We start from the raw sequence: 22,506 nt of genomic DNA on the forward strand, positions 1-22,506 counted from the left end.
GCATCCATGACGCTTTCAGCCGAGTCATTATCTTTGTCTTATCGCAAGGAAGCCGTCTTTCAAAACGTGAACCTCACGGTTGAAGAAGGCGACTTTGCCTTAATCATGGGACCTTCCGGTTGTGGGAAGTCAACGTTGTTTAAGTGCTTGGCTGGTTTGTATCCGCAGTATGGTGGTAAGGTGACTGGCAAAGTCGTTGTCGATGGCGACCCCATCGACAACATACCCGCCAATCATCGGGTTGAGAAGGTCTCGATGCTCTTTCAAAACCCGAGGGAGCAATTCGTCTTGCAAAAAGTGGAAGAGGAATTGGCCTTCGCCCTTGAAAACCTTGCCGTCGATGCGGGTTCGATTCAACAACGAATCGACGAGGCACTCGAAACCGTTCACATTCGCCACCTTAAGAAGCGTCAGTTAAATGAGCTTTCCGGTGGCGAGATGCAGAAGGTCGCTTTAGCCGAAATCATTGCACTTGGTGCCAAGCACCTCATCTTTGACGAACCCTTCGCGTCCGTTGACATCACATCGCGTGAAGAATTACAGCAGCTCTTTCAGGAGTTAGCACAGTCCGGCTACGCCGTGCTCGTGTGTGATCACGACGCCTCGGGTTACGAAGATAAAATCACGTCTTTTTATCGCTTTGAGGACAGCGTGGTTCAAAAGGTTGAAGCAAGTGGCTGGCCAAAGAGAGCCGAAGCTGCACCAATCTTGCTTGCCGAGGGTGAAGCAGAGGCAGAACCTCTGTTGAAGGCCAGTGATTACTGTCTGGTAAATGACGAGCGACTGCTGATTTTTCAAAAGGAACTCGCGCTTAAAAAGGGCGACTTTGTTTTATTAACTGGCGACAACGGTTCCGGTAAGTCGACCTTTCTGCGTTCCATCGCCAAGTTAAATGATTACACGGGCCAGCTGTGTTACTTGAATTTGAATCTGAAGCAGTGGAAGAAAAAGCCTTTTTACGAAGTGATTGGTTTGACCTTTCAAAACGCTTTGGATCAATTCTTGACCATCACGGTCCAAGAAGAAATCGAGCAGGTGCGCGCATACAAGAAAGAACGTGCATACTGGACCGATGAACGGGTGCATGAAGCCTTGAAGGCCTTGAACCTGGACGCACTCATGAAGCGTTCCGTTTACACCTTGTCCGGCGGGCAACAAAAGAAGTTACAAGTACTCCTAATGCTCATAACTGAAAAGAATCTTTTGCTGCTGGATGAGCCTTTCTCCGGTTTAGACGCCGCTTCCGTGAAAACGGTGGTTCGATTAATGAAGGAAAGCCAGCTGGCGCTGAAGCAAACCATTATCATCGTTTCACACCAGGTTCGGCCGCTAATGGGCGTTGTCACGCGCCACTTGCGCTTAACGGACCGACAACTGGTGGAGGGAGAATCATGATGAATGCCAGTCAACGTTTATACTTAGCTATTTTACTTTCATTCGAGGTGGCGCTCACGCGTTCTTTGACCTTGAACCTCGCGCTCTTTGTCCTGTTCTTCTCGCTTTTATTGTTCCAAAAAGTCTCGATAAAGCGCTGGATGACCTATCTGGCGGTTGCGACTTTGCCGACACTTGGAACCTTTTGGTCCTTTTACCTCTTCGGGGTGGGGGATTTGGCGAGTCGAACACACTTCGGTTTGGTCATGGGCTCTCGGATTTTGCTCTTTATCCTGATTAGCGCCTGGCTAAACAACTCGGTCACGCCGACCGTTCTACTGCAATTCCTGCAGCAGAACTTGAAGTTGTCGGCGACCTTTACCTACGGCATCTTAGCCGCCTTGAACTTTGTACCGCGCTTCAAAGAAGCCTTCAAAAGCATTCAAGCCGCGGGGCTGATGCGTGGTGAAGTGCTGACTTGGTATACGCCATCACTTTACTTTAAAGCCATCGTTCAGTCGATCAACTGGTCGGAAATGATGGCCATGGCGATGACCGCCCACGGTTTTCAGGAGGGGGCCAGTCGCTCCGCCTTGAAAAGTTATCCGTATCAAAAGGCGGGATTTGTGATGATAGGTGCTCTGCTCATTTCAACCTTTGTTCTATTGAAATACAGTTCGTTTTAAAAAAAGGCCCACAAGACATCGTCTTGTGGGTCTTTTTGTTTATCCCTTAATATCAGCCAAAATCACTTGCTTCATCGCCTGAACCAGCGGGTCCTCGGCCGCTGACGGATTCGTGACCAGCCCCAAGTGCCGGAAGTAGTGCGTCTCAAATGGGAAGGCCTTCACTTCACCTGACAGTCGCGTCAAGGCCAAGTCCGGAAGGATTCCCCATCCAAGGCCCGCCTCGACCATTGCCAGAATCGACTGATCATCAATTGAGTAGTTGATGGCCTGCGGCTTCACCTGGAGTTCATCCAAGGCCGCCTTCGTATCAGAATCGTAATCGGCCTTCTGCAGGATGAAGTGCTGCTGTTCCAAATCTTCCTGCGTCACCGTTTTACCATTGATTGGCTTAAAATCCGCCTGCGTAATACACTTGATTTCATCATCCAAGAGGAAGGTCGTATCCAGCTGTTCATTGGCTGGCAGGGCGGAAAAGCCAATATCGATTCGGCCCAGTGCCACGCCTTCTTCAATCTCCTTGAAGGAACCCTGGAACACCGTGATACTGACGTTCGGATAAGCCTTCTTAAAGCGCTGAATAATTGTTGGCAGCCACGCGATGCAAACCGAAGAAATCGCCCCAATGCGCAGCTTTCCAGTCGCAAGACCAGCGAGATTTGCCGCTCTGTCGTGAATTTTTCGATCTTCGTTCAGCAATCGCTCAACCATCGGCAAGATGTCGGCACCCGCCTGGGAAAGAGCCATCTCCGAACGGTTACGGACAAGAAGGGGGAGGCTCAATTCCTTTTCTAAGGAAGCAATCGCGTGGGACACGGCCGATGGGGTGATATTCAACTGGTCGGCTGTCTTCTTAAAGGAAGCTGTCTCAGCCACGGTCGCAAAGATTTGATAGGTAAAGGTTTTCATTGGTTCGCCTTTCTGAAAACGAAGATGAATTTTTCTAACTTTAAATTGAAAAGGTTTAGTTTTACTTATTTACAAGCTAAGTATAAACTACAAGTAAGGATATTTAAAGGAGTATTGTATGGATGAACAACAACAAGGGTTTGCCCGCACGCTTTCACACCGCCACGTGGCGATGATTGCGTTGGGTGGAACCATCGGAACCGGTCTCTTCCTTGGAGCGGGTTCTGCCATTCAAAAAGCCGGACCAGCCATCTTGCTGGTCTACATCATTACCGGACTCTTTGTCTTCGCGATGATGCGAGCGCTTGGTGAATTACTCGTTTCCGACGATTCCAAGCCCGTCTTCGTTGATTTCATGACCCAATACCTCGGTGAAAAGGCCGGCTTTGTGCTCGGTTGGACTTACTGGATTGGTTGGATTGTCATCGCCATGACGGAGTTGACGGCCATCGGAACATACATGAAGTTCTGGTTCCCAAGCATGGACACCTGGCCATTCGAACTTGGTTTCCTGATTGTCTTGTACCTCGTGAACGTCATCGCGGTAAAGGCCTTCGGTGAAGCCGAATTCTGGTTCTCAACCATCAAAATCATCGCCATCTGTGCCATGATTGGAACGGGATTGATTTTGGCCCTTGGCCAAGTGCACACGCCGCTCGGTAAGACGGAATTCTCAACGCTCTGGTCACACGGCTTGATTGCCAACCACGGAAAGACGCTCCTTGCGGCCTTCCAAATGGCTTTCTTCTCCTTCTTGGGAGTTGAATTCGTCGGGGTAACCGCCGCCGAAACAAAGGATCCATTGCAAACGATTCCGAAGGCCGTGAACTCCATCGTCGTTCGTATCTTGATTTTCTACATCGGTGCCTTGTCCGCCATCATGATTATCCAACCATGGACGAACTATGAAGGGGGACGTTCACCATTCGTTCAAGTCTTTGCTGGAATCGGAATTCAATCCGCCGCTGCTTTGATTAACTTCGTCGTGTTGACGGCCGCTGCTTCTGCCATTAACTCCGCCTTCTTCACGACTGGTCGGATGCTATACTCTTTGGCCGGCCCTAAGTCACGCTTCGGAAAGTTGAACCACAACCAGATTCCACGTGCTGCGATTAACGTTTCAACGCTCATCGTTGGTCTCTCCGTTGTTGTGAACTATTTCTACCCAACGGACGCCTTTAACTTGATCTCATCAACGGCTTCCGCCGCCTTCTTGATCATTTACATGGCGTTGATGCTCACGCACATCGTTTACAAGAAGCGTGTGAAGGAAGGGACGGCAACTGCTGCACCAACATTTAAGCTGCCTTTTGCACCATTCTCAAACTACCTGACGATTGCCTTCTTGGCCCTTATTTTCGTCTTGATGTTGATTGGTAAGGCAACGATGTTTACCACAATCTTAGCCATTGTCTGGCTCCTTGCCTTGACTTTGGTTGCCTATCTCAAAAAGAAGTAAAAGCCTCACCCAAGTCGAAAGCTGGTCTTTCGGCTTTTTTCTTATCCTTTTAAAATCGTTATCCCAGGTATCTGTGATAAAATAGCTACTAGTAAAACACCTTTGGAGAAAGCATATGCAAGTAGGAATCGTCGGCCTCGGCCACATGGGAACCGCCCTCGCACAGGGCTTCCGACACGTTGAAGAAGTCTCATTGTTGGCGCTGTCTTCAAACCCAAACAAGGCGTCAGAGTTGGAAATATCCGTCTTGTCTGATAAGCAGGACTTTGTTTCTGATAAGCTCGATGCGCTGATTTTAACTGTCCCTGCTCGGGTTACGGTCAAGGTGTTGGAGCAGCTCGTTTCAGCTGGTCTGCCATCAAGCACCATTGTTTTGTCCGCCGCTGCTAACGTTTCAGCAGAAAGCTTGCATGACGTCGCACAAGACAACCCAATCTATCCCTTCATCCCAAACATTCCCGCAGCAGTTAATGCCGGAACCACGGCACTCGCTGTGACCGACTATGCAAACGATGAAGCGACAACGGCCGTGCAAACGTTATTGGAGAGCGTGGGAGACGTACTTGTTGTACCAGAAGACCAACTCGCCATTGCCGGTACGGTCGGTGGTTGTTCACCGGCCTTCATTGACGTCATGATGGACGCCATGGAAGACGCCGCGGTTTCTCAAGGTTTGGACCGACAAAAGGCGGCTGACCTGATTGCCTCCGTTGTGATGGGAACAGCTAAGTTGGCCAAGACCTCAACATTGTCAACGGGGGACCTTAAGGGGCAAATCACATCACCTGGCGGCACGACCATTAAGGGGGTTTTGGCCCTGGATCAACACGGCTTCCGCCACGCCATTCACGAAGCTATTTTAAAGGCTTCTGGAAAGTAAGTTCACTTACCAAAACGCTTATTCAAGTGCTCGAAAGAAAGGATTATCATGCAGTCATTACCCAAAAACGTCAAAGGAGTCTGGTATCTCTCTGAACTCTTTTCTGGAATCATCATCTTTGCCATCCTTTTTGGACTGACTTGGGCCTTACCACTCTTTACGACCTGGACCATTCCGGCATGGGGGCTTTCAGTGCTCTACGTTTTGGCGGCAGTGGCTGTTATCTTTGGCTTCGTCATGGTGCACTACCGCTATGCCGTATACCGCTATCAAGTGAACGATACGGATGTTGAAATCAAGCGTGGTTTCTTCTTTCGTCGCTTGACGGCGATTCCCATTGACCGCGTGCAAAACGTGGACTTGGATCAGGGGCCGTTTTTGAAACTCTTTTCATTGCAACAAGTTGTCTTGGTTACTGGAGGAGGGCACCACGCTGTTGAAGCTTTGACTGAAGAAGATGCCATTGCCTTCAAGAATCAAGTCATGACCTTGGCCAAGGAGGCCCGTCATGAAGCCTAAACACCTCCATTTCCTGGCCTATTTGGAGCAGCTCTTCATCGATGGTCGGACCATCTTCTTTGCCATTGTGGGAATCATTGCCTTCTTTCATCTGACTTGGTGGCATTTTTTCATTCTTTTTTTCGGTTGGTTAACCTTTGAAACCCTCGACTTTTGGAAGCGCCGCTACTGGCTAACAGAACATGAGCTTGTGTTAACCTCTGGAATACTTAGACGTAAGTGGCGCCATTTGCCATACCAAAAGATTCAAAACATTCACCGTTCCCAGTGGTTCTTCTTGAAGCCATTCGCCCTCGAAAAAATCGCGGTTGATTCAGGTGGACAGGGGGGTGAGCGTTCCAATCAAATCAACTTACCGGTCATTCCTATTTGGGTGACTTGGGTCTTGCAACAAAAGCACCAGGACCCGGACATCGCCTTGTCACCACTTCTCGAAGTCGTGAGTGAGAAGAGGGCAGCGAAGTCTTCGGACTTTGACCAAGGCTTAGCTCAGAAGAATGGTGATAAGACCTTGCGGACAAAGCGAGTAGAAGACGATGCTGACGAACGTTACGAAACTAGTATTAAGGATTTGTTCTTCTACGCCTTGACCGCTCCGGAAGTACTCTTGCAGTTCGCCATTGTTTTCGGTTTTTTGGGTCACTTGGATGATCAGTTCCACTTCTTCCGTCGCCTGAGCGATGAAGTCTTGGCTCAAAGCTTACTCATCATCGGGGCTGCCTTTGTTGCTTTTTTCTTTATCCTCTTCGTCTTTAACATTATTAAAACGATTGTCCTGTATTATGGCTTCTCCTTAACGAAGCGAGATGGACATTTGAAGATTCAACGCGGACTCTTTGAGGTTCGTCAACTGACCTTCGCGGAGGCGCGCATCCAATCCGTTCAAGTTGAACAAAACATCTGGCGTTACCTGCTCGGATTGGCCACGATTCGCCTTCGTCTGATCACGGACAAGAGCGGCGACGATGAAGTGAATCGTAAGTTGCCAACACTCTTACCGCTCATTCGAGTGAAACGAGCAACTAGAATCTTACATCGTTTTCTACCAGGTCTTGTGCCTGAAGAAAACGTGACGATTAAGCCCGACTCCCTCTATCCCGCCTGGGCGATGGCCCGGAATGCGGTTTGCTGGTTAGTTGTCATTTCGGGCATCGGCTTGTCCTTCTGGTTGAAAACCTACACAGTAGTCATCGCCATCTTTTTGATCGTGATTGGTGGCTTTGCCGGCTTCTTTAAGGGGAGTGTTACTGGCGCGACCATTGTGAAAGAAGGGGAGGTCTTGGTTCTTCAGTCCGCCCGTCTGTTCACAAAGAAGACCGTTTATCTTCGCTGGGCAAACATTCAGTCCATGACGGTTTCACAGTCCGTTTGGATGGCTTTCTTTAAGAAGCGTGCGCACTTAGAAGTGGTGGTGCGAACAGACGATGCGTCAACGGAAATCAAGACGCGCTACCTGCCGTTACCAGAAGCAAAAGCGGTATACGCGGCTTACCAAAAAGCCTATTAAAAATAGGGCTCTCGGCGAAAAATTAAAAAATATTTTTTGAAAAAAGGCAGTCAAATTTTCTTGACTGTCTTTTTCTTAATTTTTAAAAAAATTGATAAAAAAGTTCTTTTATTAACCGTTTTCATTAAAAAAATCAAAAAGAATGTTGATATTTATAAAATGAAAGCCGTTACATTGTCTATTTTCACTTCGAAAAATTTGAAATGCAATTGACAGTTTCACAAAGATTAATTAAACTTTAAATATAGCAGATCGGAATGAAAGGTTTCGCTGCAACACTGAATCCAACGTTTTGAGGTGAAAGGCCAAAGAACCACGGTTTCACACTATTTTATAGATACGAGGATTACAGTATGTTTTCATTCAACAAGAAGGCGCAAGTAGCGCCTGTTGCAGAAGACAAGGTTGCCGGCGTTTACAAGCGTCGTCAATTGGGAGTCTTGATTGCAACGTCATTCTCATACATCGGTTACTACATCATCCGTCTGGTTTTCACCACGGAACAGGTATCGATTATGAAGAACTACGGATTTGACATTGGTCAAATCGGTTTGATCTTATCAACCTTCGGTGTTGGTTACGGAATCGCCAAGCTCTTCATGGGAGCCTTGGCCGACAAGTCCAACGCCCGTTGGTTCTTGGCAGGTGGTTTGTACCTCTCAGCATTCTTTAACTTGCTGATTGGATTTACGCAAAACTTCTTTGTCATCTTGTTCTTGATGCTCTTCATTGCCATCACACAGTCAATGGGTGCACCTGCTTGTCAGCGTCAAATTTCCATCTGGTTCTCAAAGAAGACCCGTGGAACGGCCTACTCAATCTGGTCATCAGCCCACAACGCTGGAGCGTTCTTCTGTGTCTTGTCAATCGAATTGGCAACGTTCTTGTTCGGTGGTTCATTGACGATGGTCTTCGTAACGGCTTCCGTTATCTCCATCATCTTGGCTACTTTGATGTTCTTCATCAACACGGACAAGCCTGAAACAGTTGGTTTGCCTGACATCGGAACTTACTCAGGTTATGTTGAAGTTGATGCCAAGGGAGAAAAGACGAACAAGGCAACGACTGACATGTCAATCTGGAAGATTTTGGTTAACAGCATCTTGTTGAACAAGGTTGTTTGGTTGGTTACGTTGACGTCAATGTCTTTCTACATTGTTCGTTACGGTGTCATGTCATGGATTCCTTCATACTTGCCTACTAAGGGCTTCTCAGTTACTTGGGCCAAGTGGTTGGTTGGTATCTTTGAAGTGACTGCCGTTCCTGGTGTTATCATCTTGGGTATGGTTTCTGACTTCTTGGACGGACGTCGCGCGATGATCTGTTTGATTTCTGCCCTCGGAACGTTGGGCTGCTTGACGGTCTACTTCACGACTGGTAACCACATCGCTTTGCTGATTGCCTTGTTTGCAATGGGAACGTTGATTTACGCACCAATTACTTTGGTTGGTTTGATGATTAACGAAGCGGTTCCAAACTACGCCGTTGGGTTGTCATCCGGATTCATGGGATTCTTCCAGTACATCTTCGGTGAAACGATTGCCACTGCCGTTATCGGTACGTTGGTTCGTTCATATGGTTGGAGCATGGCTTCAAACGTGATTTACGGGGCAACGATCTTTGCCATTATCTTGCTTATCATCTTGGTCTTCGAAGAAAAGAAGATCCGCGCGATGGAAGCATCTGTGAACCACTAAAAGGCTAGTAAAAAGTCGCTCGAGTGAAAGGCTCGGCGGCTTTTTTTGTTGCCTAAAAATGAAAAGTGGTCAAATAAAAAAGGCGTCTCGAATGAGACGTCTTTTTAATCTTCCGTGAGACCGTCCGTCCACTTAACCAGCATTATGGTGCCGTCAGGTGTCAAAGGGTCATTCGAAGGGTTGTGTTCGTTGAAAACCTGCGTTCCTCGAAAGCCACAGCGATTAATGAAGAAGTTGAGTAAGGGTTCGTCGAATTCGTGAACAAGGCTAGTCCAGCAGTCATAATCGGGATAGGACTGGAGAACGTAGTCAATTACTTGCTTTCCAATGCCACGTCCTTGGTATTGGCTTTTGACGTAAAAGAAAACGATGTGGGCAAAGCGATGGTTGCCTTGCGGGTGAAAGAGGATACTAGCCACCATTTCACCGTTTAACACGACTTTGATGGCGACGGCTTCCGGATAATAATAAGCCTGTAAGATGTTCTCGTTACTTGGCAAATCGTCTTCGTCAAAGGAGGGGTGTTCTTTTCGCTTAATAGCAGAATAACGCATGGCGTCGTACATGTCCCACTTAAAGTCATTGAGATCATCTTCCGTTAGAAAAGAGAGCAGTAGTTTATCTTTTTCTTCTGACATAGTTACCTTTCTTGTCATCGTTGATTAGGAGAAGGATTTATTAAAGCTTTTACGGCTTTTTCTTTTGGATGATGAACTTTCCTGCGTTGGGTAACTGCTTATCATCTTCAGGGTGACGCTCATTCATAAATTCGCTGATCTCAAAGCCTAAGCGGTTGATGAATAAGTTCATGCTTGCGCTATCACCTGGAACTAGCCCATATTCCCAAGTCTTAATGTCATCGAGTTGTTGATCTAACTGAAGGAAGAAACGTGTCATCAAGCCTTGTTCCTGATAGGCCGGAACCGTAAAGATTTCGTTCACGTAAGCCTTGGAGGAACCTTCATCCTGTCGAAAGGAGATACCAGCAATGATGGCCCCGTTTTGAAGGGCGACAAATGATCTTTCGATGTCGGACTTTAAGATGATGTTGAGGTATTCGTCTTCCGGCATCAGTAGGTCAACGGGAAAATCTTCGCCGTAACGATTGGGCAGACCATGTCGGTAGGCCGCCTTTAAGCTGCTTTTGTACACCACGAGATCGGCTTTTGCTAAAGGCGCAATCTGAAAGTCCGTGTTTAGCTGTGTCATGGGACATCCCTTCGTGTTCTTATTGGTCTGTCAAAGTCAAAGACGACCCTTAAATCTTTGTCTTGAAGGATTGAATTAAATCCTGTCGATTTGGGTTCTGATCCTTCCAGTAGTCCTTGTCAAAGTCAGCCATGACCACCAGGGCCTTCTCCAAGTTGTCCTGGCCGTGCTGGGTGAGGCGAATGGCCTTTGAGCGCGGATTCTTCTTACCAGGGAAACGGTCCAAAAAGTCTTCCCGGGCGAGCTTCGTGATGATGGCAGAGGCCGTCATGGGGTCGATGTCTGCCGCCTTTGCAACCATGGCCTGTGTCACTTCGTCGTTTTCCATGCTCAACGCTTCAACCGTTGAGAGAACCTGCACCTGTGGGTGTGTCAAATCAAGTCGGCGAAGCTGACTTTTGGTCTGACGGAACCAGTCCGTGTAGAGGGCAAAGAAGGCCTGGGACGTTGAACGTTGATAATCGCTAATTAATTCTTCATGAGATTTTGTCATTGTGACCCTCTGTTGTGTTTGGTAAGTATACTTATAATATAGGGGATAAAAGCGTCTGGTTCAAGAGCTGAAAAGAAAATTTCCCCTCTTTTTGACGCCCTTTTTTAACGCGCTTTTTCTTATGTCAAAAACGGTCCTGACTTTTTAAATAAATCACGCTGATGAAGCAGAATTGTGCTAAGCTAGGTTTATTCGTTTCAATTAAAAGGAGTCTATTATGCCACTATTGAAGATGGATTTGATCAAGAATCAATACCAACCAGAAGAAATCAAGCACTTGATGCAATTGTCATTCGACGTTGCCAAGGAAACGTTGAACTTGCCTGACCGCGACCGTTTCCAAATCGTGACGCAACACGAAGATTACGAAATCTGCTTCCAAGACGTTGGTTTGGGCTACGAACGCACGAACAAGGCCTTGTTCTTCACGGTCTTGTCAACGCCACGCCCAATGCCTGCTAAGAAGGCCTTCACGAAGAAGTTGGTCGAAGTGTTGGAAAAGGAAGCAAACGTTCGTCCACAAGACGTGATTATTTCCTTTGCCACGAACCACGCAGAAGACTGGTCATTTGGAGAAGGTAAGAACCATTTCTTGGATGGCAGCCTTTAATCGAAAGAATGAACGAGCAGCTCTTGATAAAGGGGCTGCTTTTTTATTGAAGAAACCGCCAATATTCTGTCTTTTTTAAATAATGCTTGTTTCTTTTGAAAAGTAGTGCTAAGATTTCAGTAACTCAAATCAAACCTTTAAAGTCGATCAGAGAATCGCTAAGGGCTTGGTTGGATTGTTGCCGCATTGTTTACCGAGGAAGTCCAGAGAGGCGGAGGTAGGCAAGCCTTTTTGGCGAATCCTGAATTAAAACCCAGGGACTCAGTCCAACTAAAATGAAAGCCTTTTTCGCAAGCTCTGATCGTTGATCAGGGCTTTTTTTGTAGCAAAAAAAGGGGGCGTCACGATGACACAAGAGAAAGATTGCTTGGACTTGTCGAACAAGAGCGTTGAAGAAATCCTGGAATTGGTTGCCTTAGCCGAAGCTTACGAGGCTGGACAAAAGCCGAAAGCGTTGAATAAGGACGTGAAAGTCGCCAACCTCTTCTTCGAGAATTCCACTCGTACGGTTACATCCTTTCAGATGGCGGAACACAACTTAGGGTTGAGTCGCTTCGACGTCAACCTGGCCGCTTCTTCCGTTAAGAAGGGTGAGACCTTGTCCGACACTTTGAAGACAGTCGAAGCCATCGGTATGGACATCGCGGTGGTTCGCCACTCGGAAGACGGCTGGTTTGACCAGGTGAAGCAAGAGGGCGTCAAGCTCGCCCTAGTCAACGCCGGGGACGGTGCTGGGGTCCACCCATCGCAAACGATGCTCGACCTGCTCACGATTAAACAGGAATTCGGGCGTTTTAAAGGCTTGAAGGTCATGATGGTCGGCGACCTCAGCCACTCACGGGTGGTTAACTCCGATGCTCACGTGTTCAAGAAGCTCGGGATGGGCCTGACTTTTGCAGGGCCTAAGGAATGGTGGAACGACGACCTGAAGCACTATGGTAAGTACGTTGAATTGGACGACGGCATCAAGGAAGCCGACGTCGTGATGTGCCTCCGAGTTCAAAACGAACGCCTGGACGACAAGGAAGCCTCTTCTTTCTCAGCAGAAGACTACATTAAGCACTACTCGGTCAACGAAGCACGCGCGGCCATGATGAAGCCGACGGCCATCTTCATGCACCCGGGGCCTGTGAACCGAGACATCGAAATCGAATCCGCCTTGGTCGACGGTGCACGGTCCCGCATCTTTAAACAAATGAAAAACGGCGTATTCGCCCGCATGGCACTACTAACTAAGGTGCTTGAAGCCAACGAATGGATGGAGGACGAAGCATGAAAACATTAGTGAAAAACATCGTCGTCAACGGCGAAGCAACGGACTTAATCGTTGAGGACGGCCAAATCAAGGCCTTCCTCACGGGCGCGGACGCGGCCGACTTTGACAAAGTGGTCGAAGGGGAAGGGAACACAGCCATCCCAGGACTCGTCGACGTCCACGTGCACTTCCGTGACCCAGGTCAGGAAGCTAAGGAAACAATTGCGACCGGTTCCAAGGCAGCCGCGGCTGGTGGCTTCACCTCCGTACTCGCCATGGCCAACACGAAGCCGGTCATCGACAACGTCGAACGGTTGGAAAGTCAGCTGAAGCGAAATCAAGAAAACGGCTTGATTAAGGTCGGTCAAATCGCCGCCATCACGTCCGACCTGACGGGGAAGGAAGTCGGCCCAATCGAAGAGCTTGCCGCTGCCGGTGCCGCCGCCTTCTCAAACGACGGACACGGCTTGCAGTCAGCAAAGACCATGTACGAAGCCCAGCTTGCCATCAAGGCTGCTGGAAAAGTCCTTTCCGCCCACATCGAAGACGACGACCTCGTCGACGGTGGGGTGATGAACGCGGGGGCTAAGGCCGAATCACTCGGCTTGCCTGGCATGAACAGCCTTTCCGAATCGAGCCAACTGGCCCGCGACCTGATGATGGTTCGCCAGACGCGCTGTTCTTACCATGTTGCGCACATCTCGACGAAGGAGTCAGTGGACTTGGTTCGCCAGGCCAAGAAGGAAGGCCTTCCGGTAACCGCCGAGGTTTCACCGCACCACTTGTTCTTGGACGAAGAGGACATCCTCACAGACGACCCAATGTTCAAGATGAATCCGCCGTTGCGCTCGAAAGAAGATCGCTTAGCACTGATTGCCGGCTTACTTGATGGCACGATCGACATGGTCGCCACTGACCACGCCCCACACCAGGCCCACGAAAAGCAGGGTTCCATGTGTGGTTGTGCCTTCGGAATCGTCGGACTCGAAACCGCCTTTCCACTGATGTACACGCGCTTTGTTAAAAGCGGTTTGGTCGACTTGCAGACGCTGATTAAGTGGATGGTGGTTAACCCAATCAAGGTCTTTGGCTTGAAGAACGCCGGTGAGCTCAGGGTGGGTGATTCAGCAGACCTCACGCTAGTTGACCTCACGGAAGAATTTGAAATTGACGCAGCAGACTTTTACTCCAAGGGCAAGAACAGCCCGTTCATCGGAGAAACGGTGTTTGGACGAGTGAAGAAAACAATGGTCGATGGCAACATCGTCTTTGAAAAATAAGGGGAAGCAGATGAAACGGTACTTAGTGTTAGAAAACGGCTCCATCTACAGCGGTGAAGCGTTCGGATCAGAAGAAGAACTGCTCACGGAAGTGGTCTTCTCAACCGGGATGACCGGTTACCAAGAAACCATGACCGACCCGTCTTACTTCGGTCAAAGCATGGTCTTCACTTATCCTTTGATTGGAAACTACGGGATTAACTTGGACGACAACGAAGGAAGCCGCCCAGCGGTCGACGCCATTATCGCCAAGGAAATCTGCAAGCGTCCATCCAACTTCCGCTCCGTGATGTCGGTGCCCGAATACGCCAAGCAAAACGGTGTCGTTGGAATCGAAGGGGTGGACACGCGCAAGCTCGCCAAAGAACTCCGGACACAAGGTTCCATGAAGGGTGTCTTGGTTAACAGCCTGGACGAGACAAAGATTCAGGAATTGTTTGCTGAAGACTACGACCAACTGCTCTTAGAGCGCAGCCAGAAGGAAGAGTACGTAGCCGGTGCTGGAAAAGTCGAAAACGAGGACGCCTTGAAGATCGCGCTCATCGACTTCGGGTTGAAGAACTCGATTGCCCAGGCGTTAGAAAAACGTGGCGTGCGGGTCATCCACTTCGACTGGCGAAGCGATATCGAAGCGATACGGGCCTCGAAGCCGGACGGCGTTTTACTATCCAACGGACCTGGAAACCCCGAAATGTACGCTGATTCCTACCCCATGATTCGGGCCCTCCAGGACGAGTACCCACTCCTTGGCATCTGCCTCGGCCACCAGCTCTTTGCTTTGGCCAACGGTGCTTCAACCTACAAGATGAAGTTCGGTTACCGCGGTTTCAACCACGCCGTTTGGGACATCGATATGCAAGAAAAGCACTTCACCTCCCAAAACCACGGATACGCGGTTGACCGCGACTCTGTTGCAAACACGAAGCTCGAAGTCACCCACGAAGAAATCAACCAAAACACGGTCGAAGGGGTGCGCTTGAACGACCGCACCGCCTTCTCCGTTCAGTTCCACCCAGATGCCTGTCCCGGTCCCCACGACTCGGAATACATCTTTGATAAGTTCTTAGCCGCCGTAAAAGCTGCCAAAAAGGAGCCATTCTATGCCAAAGCGAACTGATTTAAACAAGATTCTCGTCATCGGATCCGGACCAATCATCATCGGTCAGGCCGCCGAATTCGACTACTCCGGTTCCCAAGCCTGCCTCGCCTTAAAGGAAGAGGGCTACGAAGTGGTCTTGGTCAACTCGAACCCCGCCACAATCATGACGGACGAAGAAATCGCCGACCGCGTCTACGTCGAACCTGAAACAACCGGCTACATTAAGGAAATCATCTTAAAGGAAAAGCCCGACGCCATCCTGCCGACGCTTGGTGGTCAGACCGGTTTGAACATGGCCAAGGAACTGGCCGACTCTGGTTTGCTTGACGAACTCGGCATCGAATTGCTCGGGACGAAGTTGAAGGCCATCGAACAGGCCGAAGACCGCGAGTCCTTCAAGGAATTGATGGCGGATTTGAACGAACCAGTTCCCGCCTCAGCCATCGCTACTTCAATGGACGAAGCGCGCGAAATCGCTGCCCGCATCGGCTACCCGCTCGTTGTTCGCCCAGCCTACACACTCGGTGGTTCCGGTGGGGGATTCGTCCACAACGACGAAGAACTCGAACACATCGCCGCCCACGGGTTGGACCTCTCGCCAGTAACCCAGGTTCTGATTGAAGAGTCCATCGCCGGCTTCAAGGAAATCGAGTTCGAAGTCATGCGTGACCGTGAAAACAACGCTTTGATTGTCGCTTCCATGGAAAACATCGACCCCGTCGGTGTCCACACGGGTGACTCGGTCGTTGTGTCACCAACGCAAACGCTCGCCGACCGCGAGTTCCAAATGATGCGCGACTCCGCCTTGAAAATCATCCGCGCTTTGAAGATTGAGGGAGGGGTCAACATTCAAATGGCCCTCGACCCACAGTCCTTCAACTACCGCATCATCGAGGTGAACCCACGAGTTTCCCGTTCTTCGGCCTTGGCTTCCAAGGCCACGGGTTATCCAATCGCCAAAATGGCCGCCAAGATTGCGGTCGGCTTGAACCTTGATGAAATCAAGAATCCCATCACGATGACGACCTGGGCGGCCTTCGAACCGGCCCTCGACTACGTTGTCGTAAAGATTCCACGCTTCCCATTCGACAAGTTCAAGGACGTGGCGCCAACGCTCGGTACGCAGATGAAGGCGACCGGGGAAGTCATGGCCATCGGTCGAAACTTCGAAGAAGCCATGCAAAAGGCCGTTTCCTCTTTGGAAAGCGACCACAACGACTTCTCGGGTGACGCCTACGCCGACTGGTCAATCGACGAACTGAAGAAGAGTTTGATGCCGGCAACGGACGACCGCCTCTTCAAGATCGCGGAACTCATCCGCCGCGGTGTGAGTGTTGAAGAAATTCACGCCATCACGCAGATGGATTTCTTCTTCCTTGATAAAGTCGAATCCGTGGTCCGCTACGAACGCAAGCTCAAGCAGGACTTTAGCGCCGACGATTTGCGACGCGCCAAGGAACTGGGCTTCCCGGACGAATACATCGCTAAGTTGAGCGGACAGCCAGAAGAGGCTGTTCGCAAGCTGCGCAAGGACGAAAGTATCACGCCAGTCTACAAGATGGTCGACACGGCCGCCGGAGAATTCGAATCAAAGACGCCTTACTACTACTCAACCTACGAAGAAGAAAACGAATCCGTTAAGTCGGCCAAGCCTTCCATCCTGGTGGTTGGTTCCGGACCAATTCGGATCGGGCAGGGAGTCGAATTCGACTACGCCACGGTTCACGCCGTAAAAGCCATCCAAAAGGCCGGCTACGAAGCCATCATCATTAACTCAAACCCCGAAACGGTTTCCACCGACTTCGCCATCTCAGACAAGCTCTACTTCGAACCGTTGACGCGCGAACACGTGTTGAACGTCATCGATTTGGAACAGCCCGAAGGCGTCTTGCTCCAGTTCGGTGGTCAGACAGCCATCAACCTGGCCTTCGCCATCAACGAAAACGGCACGAAGATCATGGGAACGGACTTGAAGGCCATCGACCTGGCCGAAGACCGTGACAGCTTCAACCAGATCATCAAGAAGCTGGGCTTGCACCAACCAAAGGCCGACTTCGCCAACTCACAGGAAGAGGCGAAGGAAAAGGCCAAGGAAGTCGGTTACCCCATCTTGATCCGCCCATCCTACGTGATTGGGGGCCAGGGGATGGCCGTCATCAAAAACGAAGGCGAACTCCAGGACTACCTGAACGCAGCCGCCTGGGTTTCAAACGACCACCCGGTCTTGATTGACTCCTACCTCGCTGGACAGGAAGCCGAATTAGATTTGCTCTCAGACGGTCAGGAAGTAAGCATTCCTGGAATCATGGCTCACATCGAACGCTCCGGTGTTCACTCGGGGGATTCCATGGCGGTTTACCCAGCAGTTACCCTGGCAGACGACGTGATTGACCAAATGGTCGACGCGGCAACAAAGCTCGCCAAGGAACTCGGGGTCATCGGTTTGATGAACGTGCAGTTCATCATTCACGAAGGGAAGGCCTACGTCATCGAAGTGAACCCACGAGCATCCCGGACGGTACCGTTCTTGTCCAAGGTCACGAAGATGGCCATGGCACAGATTGCCACCTGGGTTTCAATGGGCAAGACACTGGCAGACCTCGGCGTGAAGCCGGGCCTCAAGGAAGCAGGCAACATGATTCACGTGAAGGCGCCGGTGTTCTCCTTTGAGAAATTGAACGACGCCAACACGAAGCTTGCCCCAGAAATGAAGTCGACCGGTGAAGTGATGGGGTCTGCACCAGACTTCGAAACGGCCCTCCAAAAAGCCTTCGTGGCGGCGGGAGTGTCTTCACCTAAAAATCAGGTGCTGGTGTTGAACAACCTGGCGGATGCTGCTACTGAAATGGCAGAAACGCTGAAAAAGATGGCCGGGTCGGGTTGGACTTTGGAAGCATCGGAGGGAACGGCAGAAGCGCTTGAATCAGAGGGCGTTAACGTAAGTGCACGTATCCAAAATGAAGAAGTTGAAGCCCAAATGATCGACGGAAAGGTCGACTTACTCGTCGACTTCGGCGCCGACGAAGAAATGGCTTGGCGCGGCATGGCCGTTGCACAAGGCACGGCCTTCGTATCCGCCATCGACACATTCTTCGCCTACGAAAAGGCCTTTGAACAACTGGACACCGAGAAGAAAGTTTACGAATTAGGAGAGATGTAAGATGAACTTGAAGACGACTGTTGCTGGCAATCAATTTGAAACGCCTTTTTTGAACGCATCTGGGATTATCTGCCAGACTCAAGAAGAGTTGGATTCCTTGGAAGCAACCAAGGAACTGGGTGGAATCGTGACGAAGTCCGCGACCTTGCAACCACGTGAGGGAAACGAGCAACCACGTTACTACGACTTGGCCCACGGTTCGATTAACTCCATGGGATTGCCAAACCAGGGCTACCCATTCTACCTGGACTACGTCCAACACGAGCACAGCAAGCCAACCATCTTATCTGTTGCCGGAATGTCTGCGGCCGACGCCATCGAATTGATGCGCAAGGTGCAGGACTCCGACTACGAAGGGTTGACGGAACTGAACTTGTCTTGTCCAAACGTCATCGGACACCCGCAGACGGCCTACGACTTCGAAGCAACCGAAAAGATTTTGGAAACGGTCTGCTCCTTCTTCACGAAGCCATTCGGGGTGAAGTTGCCACCATACTTTGACTTGGCCCACTTCGATGGTATCGCCAAAGTCTTGAACAAGTTCCCACTCACGCACGTCAACACGATCAACTCGGTTGGAAACGGCTTGGTCGTCGACGTTGACAAGGAACAGGTTGTCACGAAGGCCAAGGGTGGCTTCGGTGGGCTTGGTGGGGCAATGGTCTTGCCAACAGCCTTGGCTAACGTTCGCGCCTTGCGCCTCCGCTTGAACGACGACATCGCCATCATCGGAACCGGTGGGGTGACGACTGGTGCCGACGTCTTCGCCCACATTCTCTGTGGGGCCGACATGGTTTCAGTCGGAACGCAGGTCATCAAGGAAGGTTTGGGCGTATACGCCCGCTTGCAAAAGGAACTCGAAGATATCATGGCCGAAAAGGGCTACGAATCACTGGAAGACTTCCGCGGTAAGGTGAAGGAACTGTAAGGGATTCGGATTATAGGGCGGCGCTTTGAATGATGAAAGGCGCACGGGTTTAGATTCAAGGTGCCTGAAAAATTGGCGCGCTGTAAAGGAGAGACAACATGGCAAAACCACTGATGATTGCACTGGACTTCCCGTCTGGAGAAGAAGCCTTAGCTTTTTTGAGCCGCTTCGACGAACCGTCCAAACTGACGGTCAAAGTCGGAATGGAGCTTTTCTATGAAGAAGGCCCAAGCATTATTGAGAAAATCAAGGCCCTCGGCTGCGATATCTTCTTGGACCTGAAGCTCTTTGATATTCCAAACACGGTCAAGCAGGCCTCTAAGCGTTTGGCTAAGCTTGGCGTGAACTACATGACGGTTCACGGACTCGGTGGTTCCGAGATGATTGCGGCGGCTCGAGAAGGGCTGGATGAAGGGGCCAAGGAAGCGGGCGTTGAAGCACCAACGCTGCTTGCGGTTACCGAACTCACGTCCATCTCGGATGACGTCTTGAAGAACGAGCAAAACGTCGACCTGCCGATGAAGGAGATGGTCTTGTCACTTGCTCGGACTGCACGCGGAGCTGGAGCCGACGGTGTTGTCTGCTCGAGCCAGGAGCTTGAAACGCTGAACAACGCCCTGGACGACGGCTTCTTCTACCTCGTACCCGGCATTCGCTTGCCAGAAGACGGCGTGCAGGATCAAAAGCGAGTGGCAAGCCCAACCTTTGCCCGTGAAAACGGTGCCTCAGCCATTGTGGTTGGTCGTCCAATCACGAAGAACGCCTACGTGAAGGAAGCATACGACCGCTACCTGTCGGACTGGGAAGGTTAAGCTGGCAAAGTCAGACCCGCCCGTGCCCGATTTTCATGAACGCCGCCAACCGCTTTCATTAACGGAAGCAACCATTCTCACACCACAAATCTGAAAGGACAACCAAACATGACCAACGTAAAAGAAATTGCCAAGCAACTCCTCCAAAAGAAGATTGTTTCCTTCAAGGAAAGCGGCCACTACGAATTTGCTTCCGGCATCTACTCACCAATTTACACGGATTTACGCCAGACCATTTCGTATCCTGAATTGCGCAAGGCCATCACGGTGGCTTTGGCGGAGCAGATTAAGGCCAACTACCCAAACGTCACGGTTATCGCTGGTGTTGCCACAGCCGGTATTCCTCAGGCTGCTTTGGTCGCCGAAGAAATGAACCTGCCAATGCTTTACGTTCGCTCAAAGCCAAAGGACCACGGGAAGGGTAAGCAGATTGAAGGTGTCTTGAACGAAGACGACCAAGTTGTCTTGATTGACGACTTGCTTTCAACCGGTGGTTCCGTGATTAAAGCTGCCCAGGCAGTTCAAGAGGACGGCTACAAGGTTGCCGGTATCGCCGCCATCTTCTCATACGGCTTCACCGACTTGAAGAAGAACATGGACGACGCCGGCTTTGCCTACGACACCATGTTGACCTACCAAGATTTGCTGGAGGCAGCACATGAGGGCGATTGGTTGTCAGCCGAACATTTGAAGGCCTACAAGGCCTTCCAGTCGGACCCATGGGGCTTTGACCGCTAATCGGTTGGATGCTCATGGAGGCTGACTGTTAGCGAGCCGTTTCATTCAAAAGATACACATTAAAAAAAGAACCCCCGAGAAGGGGGTTCTTTTTGTTTTTATCGATTACTTAGCGTAACGGTAAACCTTTGATTCGTAAGGGCGCAGCGTGTGACCCGCGTCGTCCTTGTAGTTTGAAATCAAGATTTCTGCGTTTTCCGGCACGTCGAATTCACGCACGATGCTTTCTTCCGCAAAGGAGTTAATCACGAGCAATTCCTCGTTTTCGCCCACACGCTTGTATGCGTAAACCTGTTCGTCTTCCGGATCCAACAATTCGTAGCGACCCGTCGTCACAATGTCCAAATCATGGCGGAAGGCAATCAACTTCTGGTAGTGGTAGAAGATGGAGTTTTCGTCGTTCAACGCCGCGTCCACGTTAATCGTGTCGAAGTTGTTGTTCATCTTCAACCATGGCGTTCCCGTCGTAAATCCAGCGTTTTCACCGTCCGTCCACTGCATTGGCGTACGCGCGTTATCACGTCCCTTGTAGTGCACGTAGTCGAGCAACGTATCGGCATCAATCAAGCCATCACGTTCCACGAGGTAACGACGGGCGTTCTTGATATCGATATCGTTGAAGTCGTCCCAACCGAGGTTGTAGGCGTTCGTCATCCCGATTTCTTGTCCCTGGTAGATGTAAGGCGTTCCCTGCATGAAGTGCAAGAGCGTCGCCAACATCTTAGCTGAAACGTTGTGGAATTCCGGCTTATCAGAACCAAAGCGGGAAACCGAACGTGGCTGATCGTGGTTTTCCCAGTAGAGGGAGTTCCAAGCCACACCGGCCAATTCGTTTTGCCACTTCGTCAAGTTTTTCTTCAACTTAGGCAAGTAAAGAGGGGCGTTGTCCCACTTTCCCAAGGCAGGGTTGGGGTTGTCATCCAATTCCATGTGTTCGAACTGGAAAACCATGTTCAATTCAGAACCGTCCTTGGCCGCGTAACGCTTGGCGTTTTCGATGTCCACGTTTGACGCTTCTCCAACCGTCATGATGTCGGCGTTGTTCAAGACCTTTTCACGCATTTCTTGAATGTAGTCGTGAATCTTAGGCCCGTTTGCGACCATGTCGTTTGATGAGGCGTAGTGGGCGTCTTCAGGGATTGGACCGTCAGGCAAGCCGTCTGGCTTTGACAAGAGGGAAATCACGTCCATTCGGAAACCATCGATTCCCTTGTCCACCCAACGGTTCATCATGTCAAAGACCGTCTGGCGCACTTCAGGGTTTGCCCAGTTCAAGTCCGGCTGACCTTCGGCAAAGAGGTGCATGTAGTATTGACCAGTCGTCTCGTCAAACTTCCAAGCCGGACCAGCAAAAAATGAACCCCAGTTGTTTGGTTCGTGACCATCCACTGGATCGCGCCAGATGTAAAAGTCACGCTTGTCGTTGTCCTTTGAAGACTTTGATTCAATGAACCACTGGTGCTTTGAAGAAGAGTGGTTGACCACCAAGTCCATCACGATCTTGATGCCACGGGCGTGGGCTTCTTCCAAGAGTGATTCGAAGTCTTCCATTGAACCGAATTCAGGGTTAATGGCTTCGTAGTCGGAGATATCGTATCCGTTATCTTCGTTTGGTGAATCGTAAACCGGGTTCAACCAGATCACGTCGGCACCCAGCTTCTTCACGTAATCCAAGCGGGATTCGATTCCCTTCAAATCACCGATTCCATCGTTGTTGGAATCTTGGAATGAGCGGGGGTATACCTGGTAAACGACGGCCTTTTGCCACCACTTAATTGCTTGTTCTGTCATAAAAAACCTCCAATGGTTTATGCATTGTTTCTTGAGTTATCTATACGGCAGTTGTCTGCCATTATAAAGGAATCTTGTTCGTTCGTAAACAGGTTAAAAC

Annotated in this window: 20 protein-coding genes; 15 read left to right on the forward strand and 5 right to left on the reverse strand. The window is 50.1% G+C overall.

Annotated elements, in window-relative coordinates; all coding sequences use genetic code 11:
* Positions 1-6 precede the first annotated feature (6 nt).
* Complete coding sequence (locus NFX39_RS04360) at positions 7-1,395, forward strand: ABC transporter ATP-binding protein (protein ID WP_252443368.1); 1,389 nt, start codon at positions 7-9, stop codon at positions 1,393-1,395.
* Complete coding sequence (locus tag NFX39_RS04365; protein ID WP_252443370.1) at positions 1,392-2,060, forward strand: energy-coupling factor transporter transmembrane component T family protein; 669 nt, start codon at positions 1,392-1,394, stop codon at positions 2,058-2,060. Before NFX39_RS04360 ends, NFX39_RS04365 begins: the two co-directional genes overlap by 4 nt.
* Positions 2,061-2,099: 39 nt before the next feature.
* Here NFX39_RS04365 and NFX39_RS04370 read toward each other — a convergent pair whose 3' ends face one another.
* Positions 2,100-2,969: a LysR family transcriptional regulator gene (locus NFX39_RS04370; RefSeq protein WP_252443372.1), complete on the reverse strand. Its 870-nt coding sequence runs from the start codon at positions 2,967-2,969 to the stop codon at positions 2,100-2,102.
* Positions 2,970-3,087: 118 nt separating this feature from the next.
* Between NFX39_RS04370 and NFX39_RS04375 the strand changes: the two genes are divergently transcribed.
* The 5 genes from NFX39_RS04375 to NFX39_RS04395 all read left to right on the forward strand — a co-directional run bounded on the left by NFX39_RS04375 (position 3,088) and on the right by NFX39_RS04395 (position 9,031).
* The gene (locus tag NFX39_RS04375) at positions 3,088-4,428 is read left to right on the forward strand and encodes an amino acid permease (RefSeq protein WP_252443374.1); all 1,341 of its coding nucleotides are present in this window, start codon (positions 3,088-3,090) and stop codon (positions 4,426-4,428) included.
* A 115-nt stretch (positions 4,429-4,543) separates the two neighbouring features.
* A complete protein-coding gene (locus NFX39_RS04380) occupies positions 4,544-5,308 on the forward strand; it encodes a pyrroline-5-carboxylate reductase family protein (protein WP_252443376.1) in 765 nt (254 codons plus the stop codon).
* A 48-nt stretch (positions 5,309-5,356) separates the two neighbouring features.
* The gene (locus tag NFX39_RS04385; protein ID WP_252443378.1) at positions 5,357-5,827 is read left to right on the forward strand and encodes a PH domain-containing protein; all 471 of its coding nucleotides are present in this window, start codon (positions 5,357-5,359) and stop codon (positions 5,825-5,827) included.
* A complete protein-coding gene (locus NFX39_RS04390; RefSeq protein ID WP_252443380.1) occupies positions 5,817-7,334 on the forward strand; it encodes a PH domain-containing protein in 1,518 nt (505 codons plus the stop codon). The genes NFX39_RS04385 and NFX39_RS04390 overlap by 11 nt, the downstream gene beginning before the upstream one ends.
* Before the next feature lie 353 nt (positions 7,335-7,687).
* Positions 7,688-9,031, forward strand: a complete 1,344-nt coding sequence (locus tag NFX39_RS04395) for an MFS transporter (RefSeq protein WP_252443382.1) — start codon at positions 7,688-7,690, stop codon at positions 9,029-9,031.
* A gap of 104 nt (positions 9,032-9,135) precedes the next feature.
* On the opposite strand, the gene NFX39_RS04400 is transcribed toward NFX39_RS04395, so the two are convergent.
* The 3 genes from NFX39_RS04400 to NFX39_RS04410 are packed head-to-tail and all read right to left on the reverse strand — an operon-like array spanning position 9,136 to position 10,733.
* A complete protein-coding gene (locus NFX39_RS04400; protein ID WP_252443384.1) occupies positions 9,136-9,669 on the reverse strand; it encodes a GNAT family N-acetyltransferase in 534 nt (177 codons plus the stop codon).
* A 49-nt stretch (positions 9,670-9,718) separates the two neighbouring features.
* Complete coding sequence (locus tag NFX39_RS04405; RefSeq protein WP_252443386.1) at positions 9,719-10,240, reverse strand: GNAT family N-acetyltransferase; 522 nt, start codon at positions 10,238-10,240, stop codon at positions 9,719-9,721.
* A gap of 49 nt (positions 10,241-10,289) precedes the next feature.
* On the reverse strand, positions 10,290-10,733 hold the full coding sequence (locus NFX39_RS04410) for a MarR family winged helix-turn-helix transcriptional regulator (protein WP_252443388.1): 444 nt from the start codon (positions 10,731-10,733) through the stop codon (positions 10,290-10,292).
* A 217-nt stretch (positions 10,734-10,950) separates the two neighbouring features.
* On the opposite strand from NFX39_RS04410, the gene NFX39_RS04415 reads away from it, so the two are divergent.
* From NFX39_RS04415 to pyrE, 8 genes are all read left to right on the forward strand, one after another.
* The gene (locus NFX39_RS04415; protein WP_252443390.1) at positions 10,951-11,343 is read left to right on the forward strand and encodes a tautomerase family protein; all 393 of its coding nucleotides are present in this window, start codon (positions 10,951-10,953) and stop codon (positions 11,341-11,343) included.
* 346 nt (positions 11,344-11,689) lie between these two features.
* Positions 11,690-12,619, forward strand: a complete 930-nt coding sequence (locus NFX39_RS04420; protein ID WP_252443392.1) for an aspartate carbamoyltransferase catalytic subunit — start codon at positions 11,690-11,692, stop codon at positions 12,617-12,619.
* Positions 12,616-13,878: a dihydroorotase gene (locus tag NFX39_RS04425; protein ID WP_252443394.1), complete on the forward strand. Its 1,263-nt coding sequence runs from the start codon at positions 12,616-12,618 to the stop codon at positions 13,876-13,878. Before NFX39_RS04420 ends, NFX39_RS04425 begins: the two co-directional genes overlap by 4 nt.
* A gap of 10 nt (positions 13,879-13,888) precedes the next feature.
* On the forward strand, positions 13,889-14,995 hold the full coding sequence (locus tag NFX39_RS04430; RefSeq protein ID WP_252443396.1) for a carbamoyl phosphate synthase small subunit: 1,107 nt from the start codon (positions 13,889-13,891) through the stop codon (positions 14,993-14,995).
* A complete protein-coding gene (gene carB, locus NFX39_RS04435) occupies positions 14,979-18,137 on the forward strand; it encodes a carbamoyl-phosphate synthase large subunit (RefSeq protein ID WP_252443398.1) in 3,159 nt (1,052 codons plus the stop codon). The genes NFX39_RS04430 and carB overlap by 17 nt, the downstream gene beginning before the upstream one ends.
* A gap of 1 nt (position 18,138) precedes the next feature.
* Positions 18,139-19,065, forward strand: a complete 927-nt coding sequence (locus NFX39_RS04440) for a dihydroorotate oxidase (protein WP_252443401.1) — start codon at positions 18,139-18,141, stop codon at positions 19,063-19,065.
* A gap of 98 nt (positions 19,066-19,163) precedes the next feature.
* Positions 19,164-19,877, forward strand: coding sequence for an orotidine-5'-phosphate decarboxylase (pyrF, locus tag NFX39_RS04445; protein ID WP_252443403.1), 714 nt, complete (start codon positions 19,164-19,166; stop codon positions 19,875-19,877).
* Positions 19,878-19,985: 108 nt separating this feature from the next.
* Positions 19,986-20,615, forward strand: a complete 630-nt coding sequence (gene pyrE / locus NFX39_RS04450) for an orotate phosphoribosyltransferase (RefSeq protein WP_252443405.1) — start codon at positions 19,986-19,988, stop codon at positions 20,613-20,615.
* Between the two features lie 105 nt (positions 20,616-20,720).
* Here pyrE and NFX39_RS04455 read toward each other — a convergent pair whose 3' ends face one another.
* A complete protein-coding gene (locus NFX39_RS04455; RefSeq protein ID WP_252443408.1) occupies positions 20,721-22,406 on the reverse strand; it encodes a glycoside hydrolase family 13 protein in 1,686 nt (561 codons plus the stop codon).
* Positions 22,407-22,506: the final 100 nt, after the last annotated feature.

Origin of the sequence: Fructobacillus apis (assembly GCF_023893635.1) — a bacterium.
In the GTDB taxonomy this organism is placed as follows: Bacteria; Bacillota; Bacilli; order Lactobacillales; family Lactobacillaceae; genus Fructobacillus; species Fructobacillus apis.